The 18,997-nt window shown below is 63.0% G+C and carries 15 protein-coding genes and 1 pseudogene; 7 read left to right on the top strand and 9 right to left on the bottom strand.

Annotated elements, in window-relative coordinates; genetic code table 11:
• Complete coding sequence (locus E8Q41_RS21035; protein ID WP_137157522.1) at positions 1–1,647, bottom strand: adenylate/guanylate cyclase domain-containing protein; 1,647 nt, start codon at positions 1,645–1,647, stop codon at positions 1–3.
• Positions 1,648–1,859: 212 nt separating this feature from the next.
• Here E8Q41_RS21035 and minC point away from each other — a divergent pair, with 212 nt between their 5' ends.
• From minC to minE, 3 genes are read left to right on the top strand one after another with little or no spacing between them, the layout of a single operon-like run.
• Positions 1,860–2,630, top strand: a complete 771-nt coding sequence (gene minC / locus E8Q41_RS21030) for a septum site-determining protein MinC (RefSeq protein WP_137157521.1) — start codon at positions 1,860–1,862, stop codon at positions 2,628–2,630.
• A gap of 30 nt (positions 2,631–2,660) precedes the next feature.
• Positions 2,661–3,476, top strand: coding sequence for a septum site-determining protein MinD (minD, locus tag E8Q41_RS21025; protein ID WP_137157520.1), 816 nt, complete (start codon positions 2,661–2,663; stop codon positions 3,474–3,476).
• Positions 3,473–3,733 (top strand): cell division topological specificity factor MinE, encoded by a 261-nt coding sequence (gene minE / locus E8Q41_RS21020; protein ID WP_137157519.1) that lies wholly within the window; start codon positions 3,473–3,475, stop codon positions 3,731–3,733. Before minD ends, minE begins: the two co-directional genes overlap by 4 nt.
• 55 nt (positions 3,734–3,788) lie before the next feature.
• Here minE and E8Q41_RS21015 read toward each other — a convergent pair whose 3' ends face one another.
• Genes E8Q41_RS21015 through mtnK form a run of 5 tightly spaced genes read right to left on the bottom strand, consistent with a single transcriptional unit; the run spans position 3,789 to position 9,205 of the window.
• Positions 3,789–4,907 carry a RuBisCO large subunit C-terminal-like domain-containing protein gene (locus E8Q41_RS21015; RefSeq protein ID WP_246660271.1) on the bottom strand — a complete coding sequence of 373 codons (1,119 nt, stop codon included), beginning with the start codon at positions 4,905–4,907 and terminating at the stop codon, positions 3,789–3,791.
• Entirely contained in the window at positions 4,907–5,908 is a 1,002-nt protein-coding gene (locus E8Q41_RS21010; protein ID WP_137157517.1) for a transketolase C-terminal domain-containing protein, read from the bottom strand. The genes E8Q41_RS21015 and E8Q41_RS21010 overlap by 1 nt, the downstream gene beginning before the upstream one ends.
• A 2-nt stretch (positions 5,909–5,910) precedes the next feature.
• Entirely contained in the window at positions 5,911–6,846 is a 936-nt protein-coding gene (locus E8Q41_RS21005) for a 1-deoxy-D-xylulose-5-phosphate synthase N-terminal domain-containing protein (protein ID WP_137157516.1), read from the bottom strand.
• Between the two features lie 5 nt (positions 6,847–6,851).
• Positions 6,852–7,946, bottom strand: a complete 1,095-nt coding sequence (gene mtnA, locus E8Q41_RS21000; RefSeq protein WP_137157515.1) for an S-methyl-5-thioribose-1-phosphate isomerase — start codon at positions 7,944–7,946, stop codon at positions 6,852–6,854.
• A complete protein-coding gene (gene mtnK / locus E8Q41_RS20995; protein WP_137157514.1) occupies positions 7,943–9,205 on the bottom strand; it encodes an S-methyl-5-thioribose kinase in 1,263 nt (420 codons plus the stop codon). The genes mtnA and mtnK overlap by 4 nt, the downstream gene beginning before the upstream one ends.
• A gap of 141 nt (positions 9,206–9,346) precedes the next feature.
• Between mtnK and E8Q41_RS20990 the strand changes: the two genes are divergently transcribed.
• The 4 genes and pseudogenes from E8Q41_RS20990 to E8Q41_RS20975 form a co-directional block, all read left to right on the top strand.
• Positions 9,347–10,855: a sugar ABC transporter ATP-binding protein gene (locus E8Q41_RS20990; RefSeq protein ID WP_137157513.1), complete on the top strand. Its 1,509-nt coding sequence runs from the start codon at positions 9,347–9,349 to the stop codon at positions 10,853–10,855.
• Between the two features lie 47 nt (positions 10,856–10,902).
• Positions 10,903–11,910 (top strand): ABC transporter permease, encoded by a 1,008-nt coding sequence (locus E8Q41_RS20985; RefSeq protein ID WP_137157577.1) that lies wholly within the window; start codon positions 10,903–10,905, stop codon positions 11,908–11,910.
• An 88-nt stretch (positions 11,911–11,998) separates the two neighbouring features.
• On the top strand, positions 11,999–13,048 hold the full coding sequence (locus tag E8Q41_RS20980) for a substrate-binding domain-containing protein (protein ID WP_137157512.1): 1,050 nt from the start codon (positions 11,999–12,001) through the stop codon (positions 13,046–13,048).
• A gap of 339 nt (positions 13,049–13,387) precedes the next feature.
• A pseudogene (locus E8Q41_RS20975) lies at positions 13,388–13,576 on the top strand (transposase domain-containing protein); the annotation flags it as partial.
• 556 nt (positions 13,577–14,132) lie between these two features.
• Here E8Q41_RS20975 and E8Q41_RS20970 read toward each other — a convergent pair.
• The 3 genes from E8Q41_RS20970 to recQ all read right to left on the bottom strand — a co-directional run bounded on the left by E8Q41_RS20970 (position 14,133) and on the right by recQ (position 18,968).
• Positions 14,133–16,187, bottom strand: a complete 2,055-nt coding sequence (locus E8Q41_RS20970; RefSeq protein ID WP_137157511.1) for a bifunctional aldolase/short-chain dehydrogenase — start codon at positions 16,185–16,187, stop codon at positions 14,133–14,135.
• Between the two features lie 65 nt (positions 16,188–16,252).
• Entirely contained in the window at positions 16,253–17,212 is a 960-nt protein-coding gene (locus E8Q41_RS20965) for a sugar-binding transcriptional regulator (protein ID WP_137157510.1), read from the bottom strand.
• Between the two features lie 67 nt (positions 17,213–17,279).
• On the bottom strand, positions 17,280–18,968 hold the full coding sequence (gene recQ / locus E8Q41_RS20960) for a DNA helicase RecQ (RefSeq protein ID WP_281405313.1): 1,689 nt from the start codon (positions 18,966–18,968) through the stop codon (positions 17,280–17,282).
• Between the last annotated feature and the right edge of the window lie 29 nt (positions 18,969–18,997).

Genomic DNA, 18,997 nt, shown 5'->3' with positions numbered 1-18,997 from the left:
CTATTTCGTCTGAGGCAACAGGCGTCGCACCGAGGCGGCGTCCGGCACCAGCCAGGTTTCCAGAAGACCGCTCTTGCCGCGAATTTCCAGATGCTCGGATTGCAGATCCGTGCAGTCGGCGCCGGCTGTACGGACGAGATCGGCGGAGACGGCGAGCTCGACATTGCGCTGTTTGGCCAGGCCTTCGAGCCGGCTCGCCGTGTTGATCGTGTCGCCGATGGCGGTCAGCCCGGCTGCCCGGCCCGACCCCATTTGCCCGACGATCGCAGAACCGCCATGTAGGCCCATCGCCAGCCGCAGGGGACGATCAAGCTCGGCGGCGAGCGAGGTGTTGAGGCGGCGCAACTCTTCCGACAAGCGCGCCGCCGCGGTGAGCGCCTGTCGACAGCCGACATCGAAACCGGTCTCCAGCCCGAAGAGCGCGATTGCGCCGTCGCCGATGAATTTATCCACCACGCCGCCCGCCTCCGTCACCGCTTTGTCGACAATCGCGAAGTAGCGGTTGAGCAGGTAAACCACATCGTATGGCAGCTTGTTCTCCGCCAGTTGCGTAAAGCCGCGCAGGTCGCAGAACAGCGCCGCCACATGGCGCTCCCGACCCGCCACGCCGTTGATAGAGCGACCGGGCGCCTGTGGCAATCCCGAGGCGTCGAGAAGCGGCAGCACGGTCAGATCATGATTGGGCCGCAGCTGGCAGGCCAGGCGCACATCGGGTCCGGCGGCGATGCTGCGAAGCGTGGCGAGCTCGCGCGCCTCAGGCTCAGGTTGTCCCTGCGCTCCGTCGAGCACCTGCACGCGGCAGGTGGAACATCGCCCCTTGCCGCCGCAGACGGAGACATGCGGCACCCCGCCTGCCCTGCTCGCCTCCAGAATGCTGGATCCCTTGGGAACGGTGACGACTTTTCCGCCGGCATAGCGAACGCGGACTTTCTCGCCCCGGACGACGAAGCCGGAGGAGGCCGCAACGGCGATAAGAAGCGTCCAGACGCCATAGAGCCAGTACTGGATGCCGTAGAGCTGATCGAGCGGTAGCGGCTGAACGGCCGGTCTGGGTATCCTGAGGCCTTGCGCCTCCTCCGCTCCGGTGATGAAGCCGGCCAAGGCGATGAACAGCAGCAGCAGGGCCGCGGCCCCCAGCGCGCCCGATGCGCGACCGAACCAGGCTTTGCCGCGCAGCCAGTACCACAGGCCGATGCATGCATGGCTCCAGACCACGATCAGCGCCGTGAGATATTGAAGCTTCGCGCCGAAGCCGCTCCACAGCGCCCGCAAGACTTCGAGATAGCCGCGATCATAGCCGGACAAGACGAATTCCAGCCGGGTGCCCGCAACATGCGCCATCATCAGATAGGGAATCGAGAGGCCGAAGCCGATCTTCATCGCCTCACGCACCGGCATGCGCCAGCTCCGGCGCCGGGCGAGCTGCTCGAGCGCCAGAACGGCATGCGTCAAAAGGGCGCCGTAAAGCAGCACCGTGCCGGGCAAACTGCGCCAGATGAGACTGAAATAGCCCCGTCCCCATTCCATAAGCGCCAGGGAATGCAGGCCGAGCGCGTGGTTGATGAAATGCGTGACGAGAAACACGGCGAGGACGACGCCGGAGACGATGTGAAGGCGCGAACGATTGAAGAAATGTCGGATCGTCAAGACGCCTTCCTGTGAGATCTGGTGAGGAGTAGCCCGCTCCCTGCTGACTGATCCTGTTCATAGCGCCTGATGGACAGGATGTCCGCAATTTTCGGCGTGTCCGGAAAGCATCATCGTAGCGCGAAAGCCCTCGGCGCAAGGCTCGGGCAAGCCGCGTTAACCATTTGTTAACCTAACGGACGCTACTCCTTGTCAACGAATTCTTAACACAGATCACCAAAGTGCTAACAGACGCTCGCTCGATCCGCATCAAGGGCCGGTCCTTTCTGGCCGTCGTGCTGTCGCCCGACCTTCCTTTCGAGGACTGGCTGGGACGGCTGGACGATCTCGCGTCGCGTTCGGCCGGATTTTTCCTCGGCCGTCCCGTCGTTCTCGACCTTGCCGGGCTGGATATCGACCGGGCGCAGCTCAAGGAATTTCTGGAAGAACTCGCCAAGCGCAATGTCAGCGTCATGGGCGTCGAAGGCGCCCGACCCTCGCTGATCGGACCGGGCATGCCGCCGGCGCTGAAGGGCGGACGCGCGTCCTCCGATGTCGACGTGTCCGAGGTTCCGGCAACCGTCACCGCGGCTCCGGAAAAAGCCAAGGACGAAAAGTCGAGCGAAAAGGAAGCCGACGCGCCGCAGCCGGTGATCATGGAAAGCCGTCCGCAGCTGCAATCCCTGATGATCCGCGAGCCGGTTCGTTCGGGCCAGTCGGTGATTTTCCCGGAAGGCGACATCACGGTGATCGGCTCCGTCGCCTCGGGCGCCGAAGTCATCGCCGGCGGGTCGATCCATATTTATGGCGCGCTACGCGGCCGCGCGCTGGCCGGGTCTCTCGGCAATGCCGCCGCACGCATCTTCTGTCGCAAGATGGAAGCCGAACTGATCGCCATCGACGGTGTCTACAAGATGGCGGATGACATGCCTGAAACGCTGCACGGACACCCTGTCCAGCTGTGGCTCGAAGACGACGCCATCATGGCGGAAAAGATCAATTAAGCCGAATCCGGCCGAAAACAGGAGAGTAGGATGGGGAAGGTTATCGTTGTCACGTCAGGCAAGGGCGGGGTCGGCAAGACAACGTCGACGGCAGCGCTCGGCGCGGCGCTTGCCCAGCGCAATGAGAAGGTCGTCGTCGTCGATTTCGACGTCGGGTTGCGCAATCTCGATCTGGTCATGGGCGCCGAGCGCCGGGTGGTCTATGACCTCATCAACGTCATCCAGGGCGACGCCAAGCTGCCGCAGGCGCTGATCCGCGACAAGCGCCTGGAGACGTTGTTCCTGCTGCCGGCCTCGCAGACCCGCGACAAGGACAATCTCACCGCCGAAGGCGTGGAGTGGGTGATCGGCGAACTCAAGCGCTATTTCGACTGGGTCATCTGCGACAGCCCCGCCGGCATCGAGCGCGGCGCGACGCTCGCCATGCGCCATGCCGACATCGCCGTGGTGGTCACCAATCCGGAAGTGTCCTCGGTGCGCGATTCCGACCGCATCATCGGCCTGCTCGATTCCAAGACGCTGAAGGCCGAGCGCGGCGAGCGGATGGAAAAGCACCTCCTGCTGACCCGCTATGACGCCGCCCGCGCCGAGCGCGGCGACATGCTGAAAGTCGACGACGTTCTGGAAATCCTCTCCATTCCGCTGGTCGGCATCATCCCGGAAAGCACCGATGTGCTGCGCGCCTCCAATATCGGCGCGCCCGTGACGCTCGCCGACGCGCGCAGCGCTCCGGCCCAGGCCTATTTCGAAGCGGCGCGCCGGCTCTGCGGCGAAACGCTGCCCGTCACCATCCCGGGCGAAAAGCGCGGACTGTTCGGCAAGATCTTCGCACGGAGGGCTGCATGAATATTTTCGGCCTGTTCAAGAAAAACCAGTCTGCGCCCAAGGCGCGGGAGCGGCTGCAGGTCCTGCTCGCCCATGAACGGGCGACGGCCAATTCCGATCTCTGCGCTATCCTGCGCGAGGAAATCCTCGCCGTGATCGCCAAACATGTGCAACTCGACGCCGACAAGGTGCGGGTGACCATGGATCGGGAAGAATTCGTCTCGGTGCTGGAAATCGACGTGGAAATTCCGCTCGAAGCGCAGCTCGAAGCCGCCTAAGCGGATCAGCAAGACAATCGAAAGGCCGGCGCCCGTGGACGCCGGCCTTTGTCGTTCAGGCCCTGACCGCCTCGACCAGCCGCCGGCAGGCGTCGGTGAGACCGTCCTTCTCACGGATCAGCGCGCCGCCGATCAGATACATCACATAATCGCCATAGGCCGATTTCATCTCGTCGACGCGGGCGAGCGACATGCCGCCGCCGGGCGCGGGCGTGATCGACTTGTAGCCGCCGAACTCGGCGCGGCAGCCATCGACGATCGACTGGCATTCTTCCAGGCTGAAGCCGAAACGTCCCCCGAAATTGGGATAAACGACAGCGTCGCAACCCATCAGCCGCTGCAACAGCCCGTAATAGAAGCGCAGCGAAAAGCCAGTGGTCGGCGTCAGCACATTCGGGCCGCCGAAAGTGGGATGCGAGACGATCGGCAGGCCGAATGACGCGTCGGCAGCCAGTTCGCGCGCCACGTCATACCCCACCAGCGCGGGCGCGAGCATGACGGCGCCGACGCCGGCCTCCTTGGCCTCAAAGGCGCGGTCGAGCACCTGCCGCGCCGGGCCGGTGATGTTGGGCACGAAAGAGCATTTGCCGCCGGTCTTGGCGTTGGCGTCATGCACTGCGGCGACGCAGGCTTTTACTCGATCGAGGAACGGCGAGGTCTTCTGGTCGACGAGGCCATGGTCATCCTTGACATAATCCATGCCCCCCAGCGCGAAATCATGGGCGATTTTGGCCAACTCCCGCGAAGACAGCCCGACCGGCTTGATCGCCGACATCAGGAGCGGCCCTGACGTCAGGCCAGCCCTTGCCCGAAGGCCTTCGATGCCGAAACGCGGACCAGAGCACAATTCCAGGATGCCTGGCGACAGCGTAATATCTTCGACCCGGATATTGGTTTTGATCGAGGAATTGCCGAAGACGATGTTGAGCAATTGCAGGAAATCGCCGCCGATATCGTCCTCGCTATAGGAGATTTCGGCGAGGTAGCCGCCACGCGCGTCACGCCCCGGCTCCAACCTTTCGAGCTTGCCGAGAATCTCGTCCTCGACATAACCTGCGGGCACCGCATCGCGCGGAATCTCGACGGTCTGTTCGAGCGCGATGTCGAGGGCGCGCTGGCGCGCCTCGCTCTCGTCACGCGCCCCGACCCAATAGGTGACTGAAAAACGAGCCATCAGAGCGCCTCCGCCTTCTGAGTGGAATGAACCGCGTCAAGTCGCACAGCCTCAAACTCGGCATCGGCAATGTCGAGCGGCCTGCCGAGCAGGTCGGAGATCGCCGAAACCAACGCGCTGGCGTCGAGCTTGTATTTCTTCATCAGATAGGGCTTGGAGGCGCCGTGCGCGAAGGTGTCGTTGAGGCCGAGACGGCGCAATTTTACGCCCATGCCTTCTTCCGCGAGAATTTCCGCGACCATCGAGCCCAGCCCGCCATTGATCGTGTGGTTCTCGAGCGTCACCACGCCTTTCTTGCCGGCCGCGGCCTTGACGATCGCCTCGCGATCGAACGGCTTCAGGGTGGATGCGTGCAGGTGATGAACCCCGACGCCCCGCGCTTTCAGCGGTTCGGCCGCGCGCATCGCCTCCTCGGTGCAGACGCCTGCGGTGACCACCAGCACATCGTCGCCTTCGCTCAGCGTCCTCACCTTGTTGAAGGCGAAGGGGGTCGAGAAGAGACGGGGCACCTCACCGCGCAGCACGCGGACATAGACGGGACCGTCGATGCTGTCGGCGACGTCGAGCACGGTTTCGACTTCGGTGGCGTCGCCGCATTCGAGGATCGTCATATTGGGGATCGCCCGCATGACCGAGATATCCTCGATCGCCTGATGGGTGATGCCGCCCGGCGTGGTGATGCCCGGCAGAAAGCCCATCATCCTGACCTTGCGGTTCGAATAAGCGATCGAGTTGATCAGCTGGTCATAGGGCCGACGATAGAGGAACACCGCGAAGGTGTGGATGAAGGGCCGGAAGTCCTGCATAGCCAGACCGCTGGCGAAAGACAGCATGTTCTGCTCGGCCATGCCGAGCGACAGGAACTGGTCGGGATGCCGGTCGCGGAAGCCGTCGACCTCGCACGACGAGGTGAGATCCGCCGACAGGCAGAGAATTTCGGGACGCGCCGAGGCAAAGGCCTCAAAGGCCTTAGCGTAAGGACGATTGACGATTTCCACCATGATCAGGCCCTCGCGATTTCGGCTTCGTCGACGCCCAGTTCGGCGGCGATGGCGGTCTGCATTTCCTGGCGCTCTTCAGCCGATTTGAACCGGACATAGTGCAGGCGCGGGAAACGGCGCTTCAGGAATTCCATGCCCTGATAGGGCGAGGTGTTGGCGAGAATGATCAGCGGCTTGCCCGGCTCCGCGCTCGCGGCCGCCTCGCGGAAAGCGTCGAGATCATGGCCGTTGATCGACCGGCAGGTGACGCCGAAGGAGGCGACACGCGCGGCGAGATCGCCGAGATCGAGCACCGATGACATCGCGCCGTCGCATTGCTGACGGTTTACGTCGACGACGACACGGATATTGTCGATGCCGTGATAGCCCATTGCCGCCAGGCATTCCCAGGTTTGCCCTTCCTGGAATTCGCCGTCAGACATATAGACCCAGACCTTGCCGGCCTCTCCCTTGCGCTTGCGCGCCCAGGCGACGCCCGAGGCCATCGACAGGCCCTGGGCGAGAGAGCCGGTGGTGACTTCCATGCCCGGGCTATGCTCGGCGCCGATCATTTCGACAGAGCTGCCGTCGCGATTGAAGTGATCGAGCGCATGTTCGTCCATCCGGCCCATCTGGATGAGCGCAGAATAGATCACCAGAGCATAATGGGCGGGCGAAATGATGAAGCGGTCATATTCGGGAGCGAAAGGGCCGTGATAGCCGGCGCCGGTGAAGGCGTCCGGATTGGTTGCCGAGGGCACGCCGGAAAAGGGCAGCGGCACCTTGGGCAGCGTCGGCTCGCCGAGATTGAGCGCTTCGTTGTAGAGGAAGGCGAGGCTTTCTGCGGCCGAACAGGCTTGGCTCAGATAGCCGCCATTGTTGCGCATGGTGTGGAGAAAGACGCGTTTGCGGATACCCGCCGCCACATCTTCCGTGCTTTGCCGGTTGGTCAGGGTCATCTCTATCAGCTCCGTTCGGGGAACATGGCCTTGAGGCCGTCGGGCGAGGCCTGGGCGACGCCGCGTTCGGTGATCAGGCCGGTGATCAGGCGCGCCGGGGTCACGTCGAAGGCCGGATTGGCCGCCGGGCTACCCTCGGGAGAAATCCGCACCATGGCGATCGAGCTATCGGCGGCGCGGCCCTGGACGAAGGTCACTTCGTCGCTGTTACGCTCTTCGATCGGGATCTCCTTGACGCCGTCCTTGACCGTCCAGTCGATGGTCGGCGACGGCAGCGCCACGTAAAACGGCACGTCGTTGTCGCGGGCGGCGAGCGCCTTGAGATAGGTGCCGATCTTGTTGCAGACATCGCCGTTGGCCGTGGTGCGGTCGGTGCCGACAATCACCATGTCGATCTGGCCATGCTGCATCAGATGGCCGCCGGCATTGTCGACGATCAGCGTATGCGGCACGCCATGGCCGTTCATTTCCCAGGCGGTCAGCTGGGCGCCCTGATTGCGGGGCCGGGTCTCGTCGACATAGACGTGAACCGGAATGCCCTCTTCGACCGCCATATAGATCGGCGCCGTCGCCGTACCGTAATCGACCGTCGCCAGCCAGCCGGCATTGCAATGGGTGAGAATATTGACCGGCTCGCCCGGCTTCTTTCCGGCGGCGATCTTGCGGATAAGCTCCAGCCCATTGGCGCCGATCGAGCGATTGAGCTCAACGTCCTCGTCGGCGATCTCATGCGCCCGCGCATAGGCGGCTTCAGCGCGTTCGGATTCGGGATAGGCCTTCAAATGAGCGCGCATGGCGTCGAGCGCCCAGCGGAGGTTGATGGCGGTCGGCCGCGTCTCGTGCAGTTTTTCCCAGACCTGGTCGAGGGCTGCGTCGGATGCGTCCTCTAGCATGGCGATCGCCACGCCGTAAGCCGCCGTGACGCCGATCAGCGGCGCGCCGCGGATCCACATGTCGCGGATGGCCGTTGCCACATCGTCGACAGTCTTGAGCGTGACGACGCGGAATTCATGCGGCAGCCAGCGCTGGTCTATGACGTCGACGGAGCGGCCGTCTTCGTTCATCCAGATGGTGCGGTAGTGGCGGTCTCCGACTTTCACCAGACAATCTCCTTTTCCAGCCGTTCAGCCAGCGCGTGGATCTCGGCGAGGCCATGGATCCTGTGCCTGTTGACGGCGAGGTGGCGGCCCAGCTTGAGCGCCTTGGTTTCACAACGGGCGCGGACATCCGCATCCTCAATGGTTTCAAAATCGGCGTTATGCGCCAGGCCGAGAATGCGCCGGTGAATCTCGATGCCTGCAAATCCAAGCATGTCGTCCCAGATTGCGTGCAGAACCTCGTCCAGCGCCTGTTCGGCCCCGAGCGGATCGCCGCGATTTTCAAAGAGAGCGGCCTGATACAGGATGCCCTTGCGCTCGGTGCGCCAGAGATGAGCGAATTCGGCGCGGAACACGTCCCAGATCTCGACGACGACGCCGAGCAGATAGGCGCGCATCTCCTCGCGGTCACCGGCCTTTTCATGGCCTGATTGGGAAAAATAGCTCATCCAGAAATTGGCGAGCAGCATGCCGACGTCAAAGGCCATCGGGCCGTAGAAGGCGAATTCCGGATCGATGACACGGGTGTTGTCCGGGGTCACCATGGCGGAGCCGGTGTGGAGATCGCCATGCAGCAGCGTTTCGGCATGGGCGACGAATTTGTGTTTCAGCCGCTGCGCCTCGACCTTGAGATCCCGGTCGGCGCGGAGTTCGGCGACGATGCCGTCGAGCTGCGGCGTCGTATGCCGGTTAAGCTGGGCCTCAAAATAGGGATCGGAAAAGACGAGGTTCTCGGTGATGTCGCACAATTCGACATTGTCGGCGAACAGCGCCAGGTCTTCCTTGCGCTTGCGCGCCTCCATGGCGAGATCAGAGCCTCGAAACAGCGTCCGCGCCAGGAACAGGCCGAGATCGCGACCGACCTTCGGAAGCCTCTGACCTTCGATCAGCGCGCGCCGCAGAATGATGTGCGGCGTCAGGAACTCCATGACGATGATCGCCTGTTCGCGATCGAAGAACAGCACTTCCGGCGTCATGCCCGGATCGCGTTCCGCCTGACGAACCAGCGCATTGTATTCGAAAAAGGACCGCTTGAGCGGCAAGGGCCAGCTCTCGCCGACCAAGCGCACATAAGGCAACGCCTGCTTGACGATCAGGCTGCCCTTTTTGCCTTCCACGATGAAGACCAGATTGAGATTGCCGTCGCCCACTTCTCTAACGGTCCAGCCATCCGCAGCCGAGCCGATACGGTCGGTCAGGACGGCGTAGGAGCCAAGACGAACGGGCAGCGTCTCGGCGTTCAGCGCCTCGAATGTTTGCATGCTTTTCCTCCCGTGGGTCCGGGCGCGCCTCCTTGCGCCAAACCGGCCCTCCTCCATTTCCTAAATTGCCACGCTAGCAAATGTCAATGGTCTTGACATTTGATTAAATGCGCTTTTAGAGTGTGCGCAAGGGAGGAGTTCATGGTGCAAGAAGCGGTGTTCCGGATCGCCGGCTTGCGCAAATCGTTTGGCCGCGTCCATGTCCTGGGCGGGGTCGATCTCGAATTGCGCGCTGGAGCGGTGACGGTCTTGATGGGCGCCAATGGCGCTGGGAAATCCACGCTGGTGCGTATCGTCAGCGGGGTCTACGACCATGACGGCGGCTCGATGTCGCTGGCGGGCGAAGCCTATGCGCCTGTGACGCCGGCGGAGGCCATGCGCGCAGGCGTCGTGACCGTGCATCAGAATATCAATGACGGCGTGGTGGCCGATCTCGACGTCGCCACCAATCTGACGCTCGACCGGCTCAACGGTCGCGGCGCGCGGCTGATCTTCAATCCGCGCCGGGTGAAGCGCGAAGCCCAGGCTGTGGCCGAGCGCATGGGCCTGTCGCTCGATCTCTCGGCCAATATCAACGATCTCTCGCTTGCCGACCGCCAGATGGTGGCGATCGCCCGCGCCATGGCGCATGAGCCCAAAGTGCTGATCCTCGACGAGCCGACCTCGTCGCTGTCGAGCGCCGAGGCCGAGCGGCTGTTTGAGCTCGTCGAGCGTCTCAAGGCGCGCGGCGTCGCCATCCTCTACATCTCCCACCGCATGTCCGACATCCGCCGGCTTGCCGACACCATCGTCAGCCTGCGCGACGGCCGCATCGCCGGCCTTTTCGAAGGGCCGGAGCTCGATTACGAAGGCGCTGTCAACGCCATGCTCGGCAAGAAAGTCTCGGCCGGCGACATCGCGCTGCGCGCGGCGACGCGGCCCGTCTTCACGGCTGACCGCTTGCAGATCACCCCCACATCAAGGCCTTTCTCGCTGTCCTTCGGCGCGGGCGAAGTGGTGGCGATCACCGGCCTTGTCGGCGTCGGCAAGACGGTGCTGGCCGAAACCCTGTTCGGCGCGCGGCGACCTTTCGCAGGCCAGATGCGCCTGGACGGCGCGGCCTATCACCCGTCATCGACACGGGCTGCGATCGACAAAGGCGTGTTTCTCATCGCCAAGGATCGTGGCGACAACGGCATCGTGCCGGGCTTCAACATCTATGAAAACATCAGTCTGCCGTTTCTGCGGCGCATTTCGACCTTCGGCGTCACCAACAGGCGCCGCGAGCGCGACATGGCGCAGCGCCAGATCCGCGAACTCGGCGTGGTCTGCCGCAATGAACTGGACGAGATGAACACCCTGTCCGGCGGCAATCAGCAGAAGGTCATGGTGGGTCGCTGGCTGTCGCAGGCCTCGCGTCTCCTGATCCTCGACGAGCCTTTCCAGGGCGTCGACATTGCCGCCCGCCGCGATATCGGCGCGAAACTACGCGCTTCGGCTGAAGGACGCGCCACCGTCGTGTTCCTGACCGAACTCGACGAGGCCTTCGAGGTCGCCGACCGCATTCTCGTGATGTCGGAACACACGATCGTCGGCGAACATCAAAACGCCGATATCGATCTCGACAAATTGCTCGCTCAGATCGCGGGCCAAAATCATATGGTTGCCTGATCATGACCGAACAGACGAACGCCACGTCCCCCCTCACCCACCGGCCGATGCAGGCCCGCAAGCTGACCGGCCGCGAGCTCGCCATCAAATACGGCTTCCTCGTGCTGCTGCTCGGCCTGATCCTGTTCTTCTGCGTGTCGACCGACGGTTTCGCTTCGCCGCAAAGCGCCGTCTTCATCCTGCAATCGGTGTCGATCACCGGCATTCTGGCTTTGGGCGTCACCGCCACGCTGGTGGTGGGCGGCTTTGACCTCTCGATCGGCTCCGTCGCCACCACGGCGATGATGGCCTCCTCCTATGTGATGGTGGTGATGGGCGGCGATGCGATGACGGCCACCGTCGTCTGCATCCTGATCGGCGTCGCCGTCGGCCTCGTCAACGGCGTGCTGATCGTCTACATGCGCGTGCCGGATCTTCTCGCGACGCTGGGGATGATGTTCCTGCTCGTCGGCCTGCAGCGCATTCCGACCGAGGGACGCTCGATCGCCACCGGCATGAGCCTGCCGGATGGGACCGTGGCGAACGGCACCTTTTCGCCCGCCTTCCTGGCGCTCGGCCGCCATCGCTTCGATTTCATCCTGCCGAACCTGTTGCCGGTGTCGGTGGTGGTGCTGATCGTGCTGGCGATCGTCATCTGGTTCTTCCTGGAATACACCCGCTTCGGCCGCATGATGTACGCCGTCGGCTCGAATGAACGCGCCGCCTCGCTCGCCGGGGCGCCGGTCAACGCCTATAAGATCAGCGCCTATGTCATCTCCGGCGTCTTCGCCTCGATCGGCGGCATCCTGCTCGCCGCCCGTCTGGGACGCGGCGACATCGCCTCGGGCAACAACCTGCTGCTGGATGCAGTCGCGGCGGCGCTGATCGGTTTCGCGGTGCTGGGCGCAGCCAAGCCCAACGCCTTCGGCACGGCCATCGGCGCGCTGTTCGTCGGCGTGCTCTTGCAGGGCCTGACCATGATGAACGCACCCTATTACACCCAGGATTTCGTCAAGGGCGGCGTGCTTGTCGTCGCTCTCGTCTTCACCTTCGCGCTGTCGCACCGCAAGCGGTGACCGGCCCGGACCATCGCTTGCCGCAGGTCCATCAACGGGCGGCAGGCGCAAGAACAGACACCAGACCGTCAATAAGTGGAGGAGCCCAATGACGATCACCCGCAGACTGCTCGGAAAACTCACCCTCGGCGTCCTCGGCGCCGCCGCGTTGGGAGGCGCGGCCTTCGCAGCCGATATGCCGGTGCCCTTCGACAAGCCCGGCACGAAGATCGCGCTGGTGCGCTATCTCTCGACCGGCGACTTCTTCCAGTCCTATCTGGCGGGCGTGGAAGCCCAGTCGAAGGCGCTCGGCATCGACCTGCGCGTGCTCGACAGCCGTCAGGACGCCGCACTCCAGGCCGATATGGTCGACCAGGCCATCGCCATGGGCGTGCAGGGCATCATCATCCAGCACGGCCTGACCGAATCCATGAAGGAAGCCGCCCAGCGCGCGGTGGCCGCCGGCATCAAGGTCGTCGCCTTCGACGTCAATGTCGAAAACGACAAGATCCCGCAGATCGAACAGTCCGACCGCGACCTCGCCCGTCTCGCCCTCGAACAGGCGATCAAGGACAACGGCGAGAGCTTCAACGCCGGCTATGTCTATGTCGCCGGCATCGCGCCGCTCGACCGCCGCGACGAGACTTGGAAGCAGTTCAAGGCGAAATATCCGGGCATCAAGGAAAAGGCGATGTTCGGCACGCTCGACAATCCGATCGCCAACTCCGTAGCCAACCAGGCGCGTTCGGTGATCTCGGCCAATCCCGACATCACCGTGATGTTCGCCCCCTATGACGAATTCGCCAAGGGTGTCAAGATCGCCGTCGACGAAGCCGGCCTGTCGTCGAGCGTCAAGATCTATTCCGCCGACATCTCCACCTCCGACATCGCCGCGATGCGCGAGCCGGGCTCCGCCTGGGCCGCCACCGCCGCCACCAACCCCGCCGTGGTCGGCCAGGTGTCGGTCCGCGCGCTGGCCATGATGCTCGCCGGCGAAGACCCCGGCCACAACGTCATCGTTCCGCCGACGCTGATCACCCAGAAGGATCTGCTCGACAAGGACATCAAGAATGTCGAGGAACTCGGCGCGAAACTGCCGCAATTCGCCCATGCCGACGTGGCGATGCCCGCCTGGATGCCGAACCCGAACGCGAAGTAAGATCGCGTTTCAGAAATGTGAAATGGGCCCAGCCGGGGCGAACCGGCTGGGCTTTTTGCTTTCTAGCGAGCTTCTTTCGGTAGAAGAATATCTGGCAGAAGATATTTATGCTTTTGAGAAAAAATGAAAATGCGACCACCGAGATGGTGATCGCATCATTCAGACAGCGCATTCAGTGAATGCGCTCAGACTGCTGACAAACCTCGGAGGCACTCCGAAACGCCTTAGATTCACGGAACGTTACAGATTCAGACCGTGAACATATCGGAATCAAAACTCCTCGTTTTCGAGCCTCATGGAAAAACGAGGGGTTTGTAAGCAAACTGAGCGCATTCAGTGAATGCGCTGTTTGCCGGTTCCGGCGCCAGGACCGAACACTGGTCAACCATCGCGCCGCTGATCGAGATCGCCAAACTCAATGAAGTCGAGCCTCTGGCCTATCTTTCGGACGTTCTCACAAGGATCGTCAACGGGCATTCAAACACCCAGATCGACGACCAATTTCCTTTGGCTTACCGATCAAACTGAGGTTTGGAACATGACTGAATAACGTGGGCCTAGCGAAGCCTTTTACCTTCCGATTTGCGCTCCATGCGAGGAGGGAGTTGTCCCTCACTTGCGACAGCAAAGCATAGCTCGCTCAACGCTCCCGCAGCGCACTCTTCCAGCGCGGCCGCTTGTGCAATGAACTGGGTAGTCAATGCCTGCGCTTCTTGCCAGGTTAGAAGTGAACTTGGCCCGGACAGCGCGCTATACACACGCCCCGGTGTATCTGCCGGCCTGCTCTCAGGCGCAGCATCGATCAGCACTGGGCCTTCAAAGCCAAGCTTCTGTAACTGGCCCTCATGAAAGGCTTTGCGAAGAGGAAGAAAGAGAATCCAATCCCCGCCCTGCTCATCGCGAAAACACGCCGAAAGCGATCCGCCATCGCGGACCGTTTCTGCGCTAACCAAGGTCTTTACAATTAAGGCCATGGCCAAACGTAGCGACCCGCACCCCAAACATCAAGAAGCCAACCGGGGCCAACCGCGTTGCAGTGAAGGGTAATCAAAGGGCCTCAAAGCACCGTCTACCAGTCGGCGACTCACCTCAAGATCGCAGCAATATTGCCGCCATCGACGGTCGTCACGTCGGCCGTTGTCCGCTCGGCGAGCGCATGGTGGACGAAGGCCTGTGCGACATCCCCGGCGGTCACTTCGAGGCCAAGCAGATTGCCGCCCATGTAATCCTTGACGGATAGGCCGCGCGCTGCGGCGCGATTGGCGATCATCTCGTCGTTGAGCAGGCCTGAGCGGATCCGGTCGGCATTGACCGCGTTGACGCGGATGCCGTCGGCGCCATGCTCGAGCGCATATTGGCGCGACAGGAAAAGCGTGGCCGCTTTCGCCAGACCGTAAGCGCCGAATTTTGCGCCCGGATTGATTGCCTGCTTGCTGGCGTTGAACAGCAGCGCGCCGCCCGTGCCCTGCTCCTTCATGATACGGACGGCGTTTTGCGCCACAGTCTGATGGGCGAAGAAGTTGAGCTCGAAACTCTTGCGCAGCAGGGCGTCGTCCATGGTCGCGATCGGGCTTTCCCAGGCCGCGCCGGCATTGGATATCACGATATCGACGCCGCCATAGGTCGCGACAGCCTTATCGAAAGCGGCGCGAACCGACGCCGGGTCGGTGACGTCGCAGGCGACGCCGATCGACATATTGCCGGCCGCCTTGGCCGCCTCCGCAGCCTTCGCGCCATCGAGATCGAGCACCACGACATGGGCGCCCTCGCGGGCGAAGGCCTTGGCGACAGCCGCGCCGATGGCGCCCGCGCCGCCGGTGACCAGCGCCACCTGGCCGGTGAACGGCTTCGGCTTGGCGCCGGCGAGCTTGGCCTGTTCCAGCGACCAATATTCGAGATCGAAGAGGTCAGGCTTACTGACCGGCTCGAAACGGCCGATGGATTCGGCGTCGCGGGCGGTCTCGATCCAGGTTTCGGCGACATCGGCGGCGATCTTCGCGTCCTTCAGCGTGCGACCATGGCCGAACAGGCCAAGGCCAGGCACCAGCGTCAGGCGCGGCATGGGATCGAGCATGATCTTCTTGACGCCATCGCGGCCGTCATTCGCCTTGAAGTAATTGGTGTAATCCTCGACGAAGCCAGCAACGCGGGCGGCGATGTCGGCCTTGTAAGCGTCGAGCTTGGCGGCTTCGGGCGCGGCCAGCACCACAGGCCCGGTCTTGATGCGGATGGAGAGATCCGGCGTCGAGACGCCGCGCCGCGCCATATCTTCGATTTCCGCTGCGTTGACGAAAGCGAGAATGTCCGGAGAGGTGCGGAACTCGCTGACCATACGGTCGAAACGGCCCTCGCCCTTGGGCACGGCGACGGCGCCGCGCAGCATCGGCGCGATGTCCTCGGGCTTGGCAAGCGCGCTCGGCAGCGCTGCAGGCGTGAAGGGATTGCGGCCGTGGGCGCGAACATAATCCTCGGCCATGCTCACATAGTGGATCATCCGGTCATAGGCTTCCTTGGCGGTTTCGCCGAAGGTGAAGATGCCATGCTTGTCGAGGATCAGTCCCTCGACGTCGGGATTCCGGTCATAGACTTCGGCGGCCAGTTTCGCGAGCGCGAAGCCCGGCATGACATAGGGCACATAGCCCATCTTGTCGCCATAGAGCTCCTTACTGCGGTCCATGCTGTCGGAGAGATCGGCGATGGCGAGCACGCCGGTGGAATGGGTGTGATCGACGAATTTACGCGGAATGAAGGCGTGCAACAGCGCTTCGACCGAGGGATTGGGCGAAGAGGGATCGATGAGATTGGCGCGCTGCAGCGTCACCATATCCTCGTCCGACAGGCGATCGAGCTTGCGGGCTTTCAAGAGCGGCGCGATCTTGACCGCCGGCAGGCCGGCAGGCTCGATGACGCCCATGTCCCAGCCGCTGCCCTTGACGCAGAGCACATCCCATTCATCGCCAACGAGATCGGTGACGGTGGTCTTGACCGACGTGTTGCCGCCGCCATGCAAAACCAGTTTCGGCACGCCGCCGAGAAGCCGGGTCGTATAGGTGCGCAGCGCGAGATCGCGATTGACGCCCTTCGCCGCATAGGTTTCGACCATCCGCTCGGCGTCCTGGTCGTTCCAGAGATTGTCCATAGTTTCCTCCTCAACATGATTCCGCCCGGCATCCGGGCCGGGCGGAGAATTCTATTCGAGCGGCCTTAGCCGCGTTTCGGGGCCTCAGCCTCCCAGCGGGCCAGAAGCCGCATCGCCATGGAATGCGTCACCACGAGATGCGAAACGAAGCCGCCCTTGATGGCCGCCACCAGCGGCTGGAACTTGGAATCCTCCTCCACCACCATCATCCGCTTGGGGATCGTCTTGATGATCTCCAGATCCGCCGAAATGCAGCGGCGATTGTGCGGACAGTCCAGCCAGCGGCCCTCATGATCGATGACCTGGCCGGCGATGACCCCGCCCGCGCCGCCCTCTCCCAGAGCCTGCATTTCCTCCGGCGTCAGCGCGCCGCAGCGCACCAGATGGCTGTCGCTCTCGATGCCGCCGACCGAATAGAGCACCAGCTGACAGTCGGCGATCGAGGCAAGTTGTTCGCGAATGACAGGCTCATTGCGCAGGTCGCTCGCCAGCCGCTCGGAACTCAGCACCAGCGGCGCATAGAGATTGATGCCCTCGGCGTTGAGCCGCCGGGCGATTTCGGTCGTGCATTGGTCGGGGCGGTAGTTATAGGGCGCGCCGAGATTGCCGCAGAGCTGCACGACGGTGACGCCTTGGAGATCGGCATAGGGCATGACATCGGCGAGATGATAGACCGTCCGGCCCCAGGCCACGCCGACCCGGTCGCCCTTGTTGATCAGCTCGAGAAAGACCGCCGCCGCGACAACAGGCATTTCCGCCGCCGGATCGATGGCCAAGCGGTCCTCTGGCACGATCCAGACCGTTTCCAGGCTCAGCGCGTCTTCGAGCTTGCGCGCCAGAACGTCATCGGAGAAGAGCTGGGTGGAAGTGGAGATATTGACGATGCCGATCTCGCGGGCGCGCCTGAGATAGGTGGCGATCGAGGCGCGTGAAATGTTGAGCTGCTTGGCGACCTCGTCCTGCCGGAGCCCGTGCATGTAATAAAGCCAGGCGGCCTTGTGCATGATCTGGTCTGTGGACCGCATGTCCCTCGCATCTCCCTTTGCGCAGCGTTTCTGACATTATTCACGAACGCTGACAAAAGTCAAAGACCTATCTTTGATGCTCGGCGATGACGTTGAGAAAGGCCTCGCCATACTTCTCCAGCTTGGACTGGCCGACGCCGGAAATGGCGAGCATGGCCTCCGGCGTATCAGGTCGATCGGTGGCGAGCGCCACGAGCGTCGTGTCGGGGAAGACGAGATAGGGCGGAATGGCGAGCTCTCTGGCAATGGCGCTGCGCGCGGCCCTCAGCGCCTCAAACAATTCGCCGTCAGCGACATCGAGCGAGGAACGGGCCTGGGTGGAACTGGCGGACGCCTTGCGCGCCGCCTTGCCCTTGGTCGGACGGTCGACGCGAAAGCGCACTGTTTCTTCCTTGCGAAACACCGCGCGCGCCCGCTCGTCGAGCTTGATCGCGCCGAAAGCGCTGTGATCGACGCCGACATAGCCGGCCGCCAGCAGCTGCCGATAGACCGATTGCCAGGTCTTGGCGGCGATGTCCTTGCCGACCCCAAACACGGGCATATCGACATGGCCGAAGCGCTGGGTCTTCTCGTTGACGACGCCCAGAAGCACATCGATGAGATGGCCGACGCCGAAGCGCTCGCCGGTGCGATAGACGGCGGCCAGCGCCTTGATGGCGGCTTCGGTGCCGTCCCAGGTGTCGACGGGTTTCAGGCAGGTGTCGCAATTGCCGCAACCGCCGGCATGGGCTTCGCCGAAATGTTTGAGGATCGCCTGGCGCCGGCATCCTGCCGTTTCGCAGATGGCGAGCAGCGCATTGAGCTTGCCGCGCTCGATGCGCTTGATCTCGTCGCTCGCGCCGCCTTCGTCGATCATGCGGCCGCGCTGGATGACGTCGGCCATGCCGTAAGCCATCCAGACATTCGACGGTAATCCGTCGCGACCGGCCCGGCCGGTTTCCTGATAATAGGCCTCGACCGAGCCCGGCAGGTCGAGATGAGCGACATAGCGCACATTCGGCTTGTCGATGCCCATGCCGAAGGCGACCGTCGCGACGAGACAGAGATCTTCCTCCTTGAGAAAGGCGTCCTGATGGGCGTCGCGAACAGCTCTCTCCATGCCAGCGTGATAGGCCAGCGCGCGGATGCCCTGGCCGTTCAGCCATTCGGCGGTGTCTTCCACCTTGGCGCGGGAGAGGCAGTAGACGATACCGCTCGATCCCTTGTGACGTGACAGAAATTGCAGCAATTGCTGGCGCGGCTGGTCGCGCTCGACGATTTCATAGGAAATGTTCGGGCGGTCGAACGAGGTGGTGAACACCTCCGCGCCCTCAAGACCGAGGCCGCGGATGATGTCCTCACGCGTATGCGGATCTGCGGTGGCGGTGAGCGCCACTCTCGGCACGCCGGGATAGTCCTCGCCGAGCTTTCCGAGTTCACGATATTCCGGCCGGAAGTCATGGCCCCATTGCGACACGCAATGCGCCTCGTCGATGGCGAACAGCGCGATTCTGGACGAGCCGACCAGCTCCTTGAAGGCCGGGGTGACGATGCGCTCCGGCGTCACATAGAGAAGATCCAGTTCGCCGCGTGAAATGGCGCGACGGGCGTCGAGGTAATCCTCGCGGCTCATGGCCGAATTCAGCGCGGCCGCGCGGACGCCCAATTGCTTGAGCGCCTCGACCTGATCGCGCATCAGGGCAATCAGCGGAAGTAGAAGGGGGGTATTTGGGTTACTCTCCTTACTCCTATGACGGCATGTACTGCCGAGCTGCAGAGAGCCCTTAGGGCCTATCCCTTCTTCAA

The organism is Rhizobium sp. FKL33 (assembly GCF_005222915.1).
Classification (GTDB): Bacteria; Pseudomonadota; Alphaproteobacteria; order Rhizobiales; family Rhizobiaceae; genus Rhizobium_E.
The sequence above is the reverse complement of the archived record's forward strand: the minus strand, read 5'-3'. Positions and strand labels throughout refer to the sequence as shown.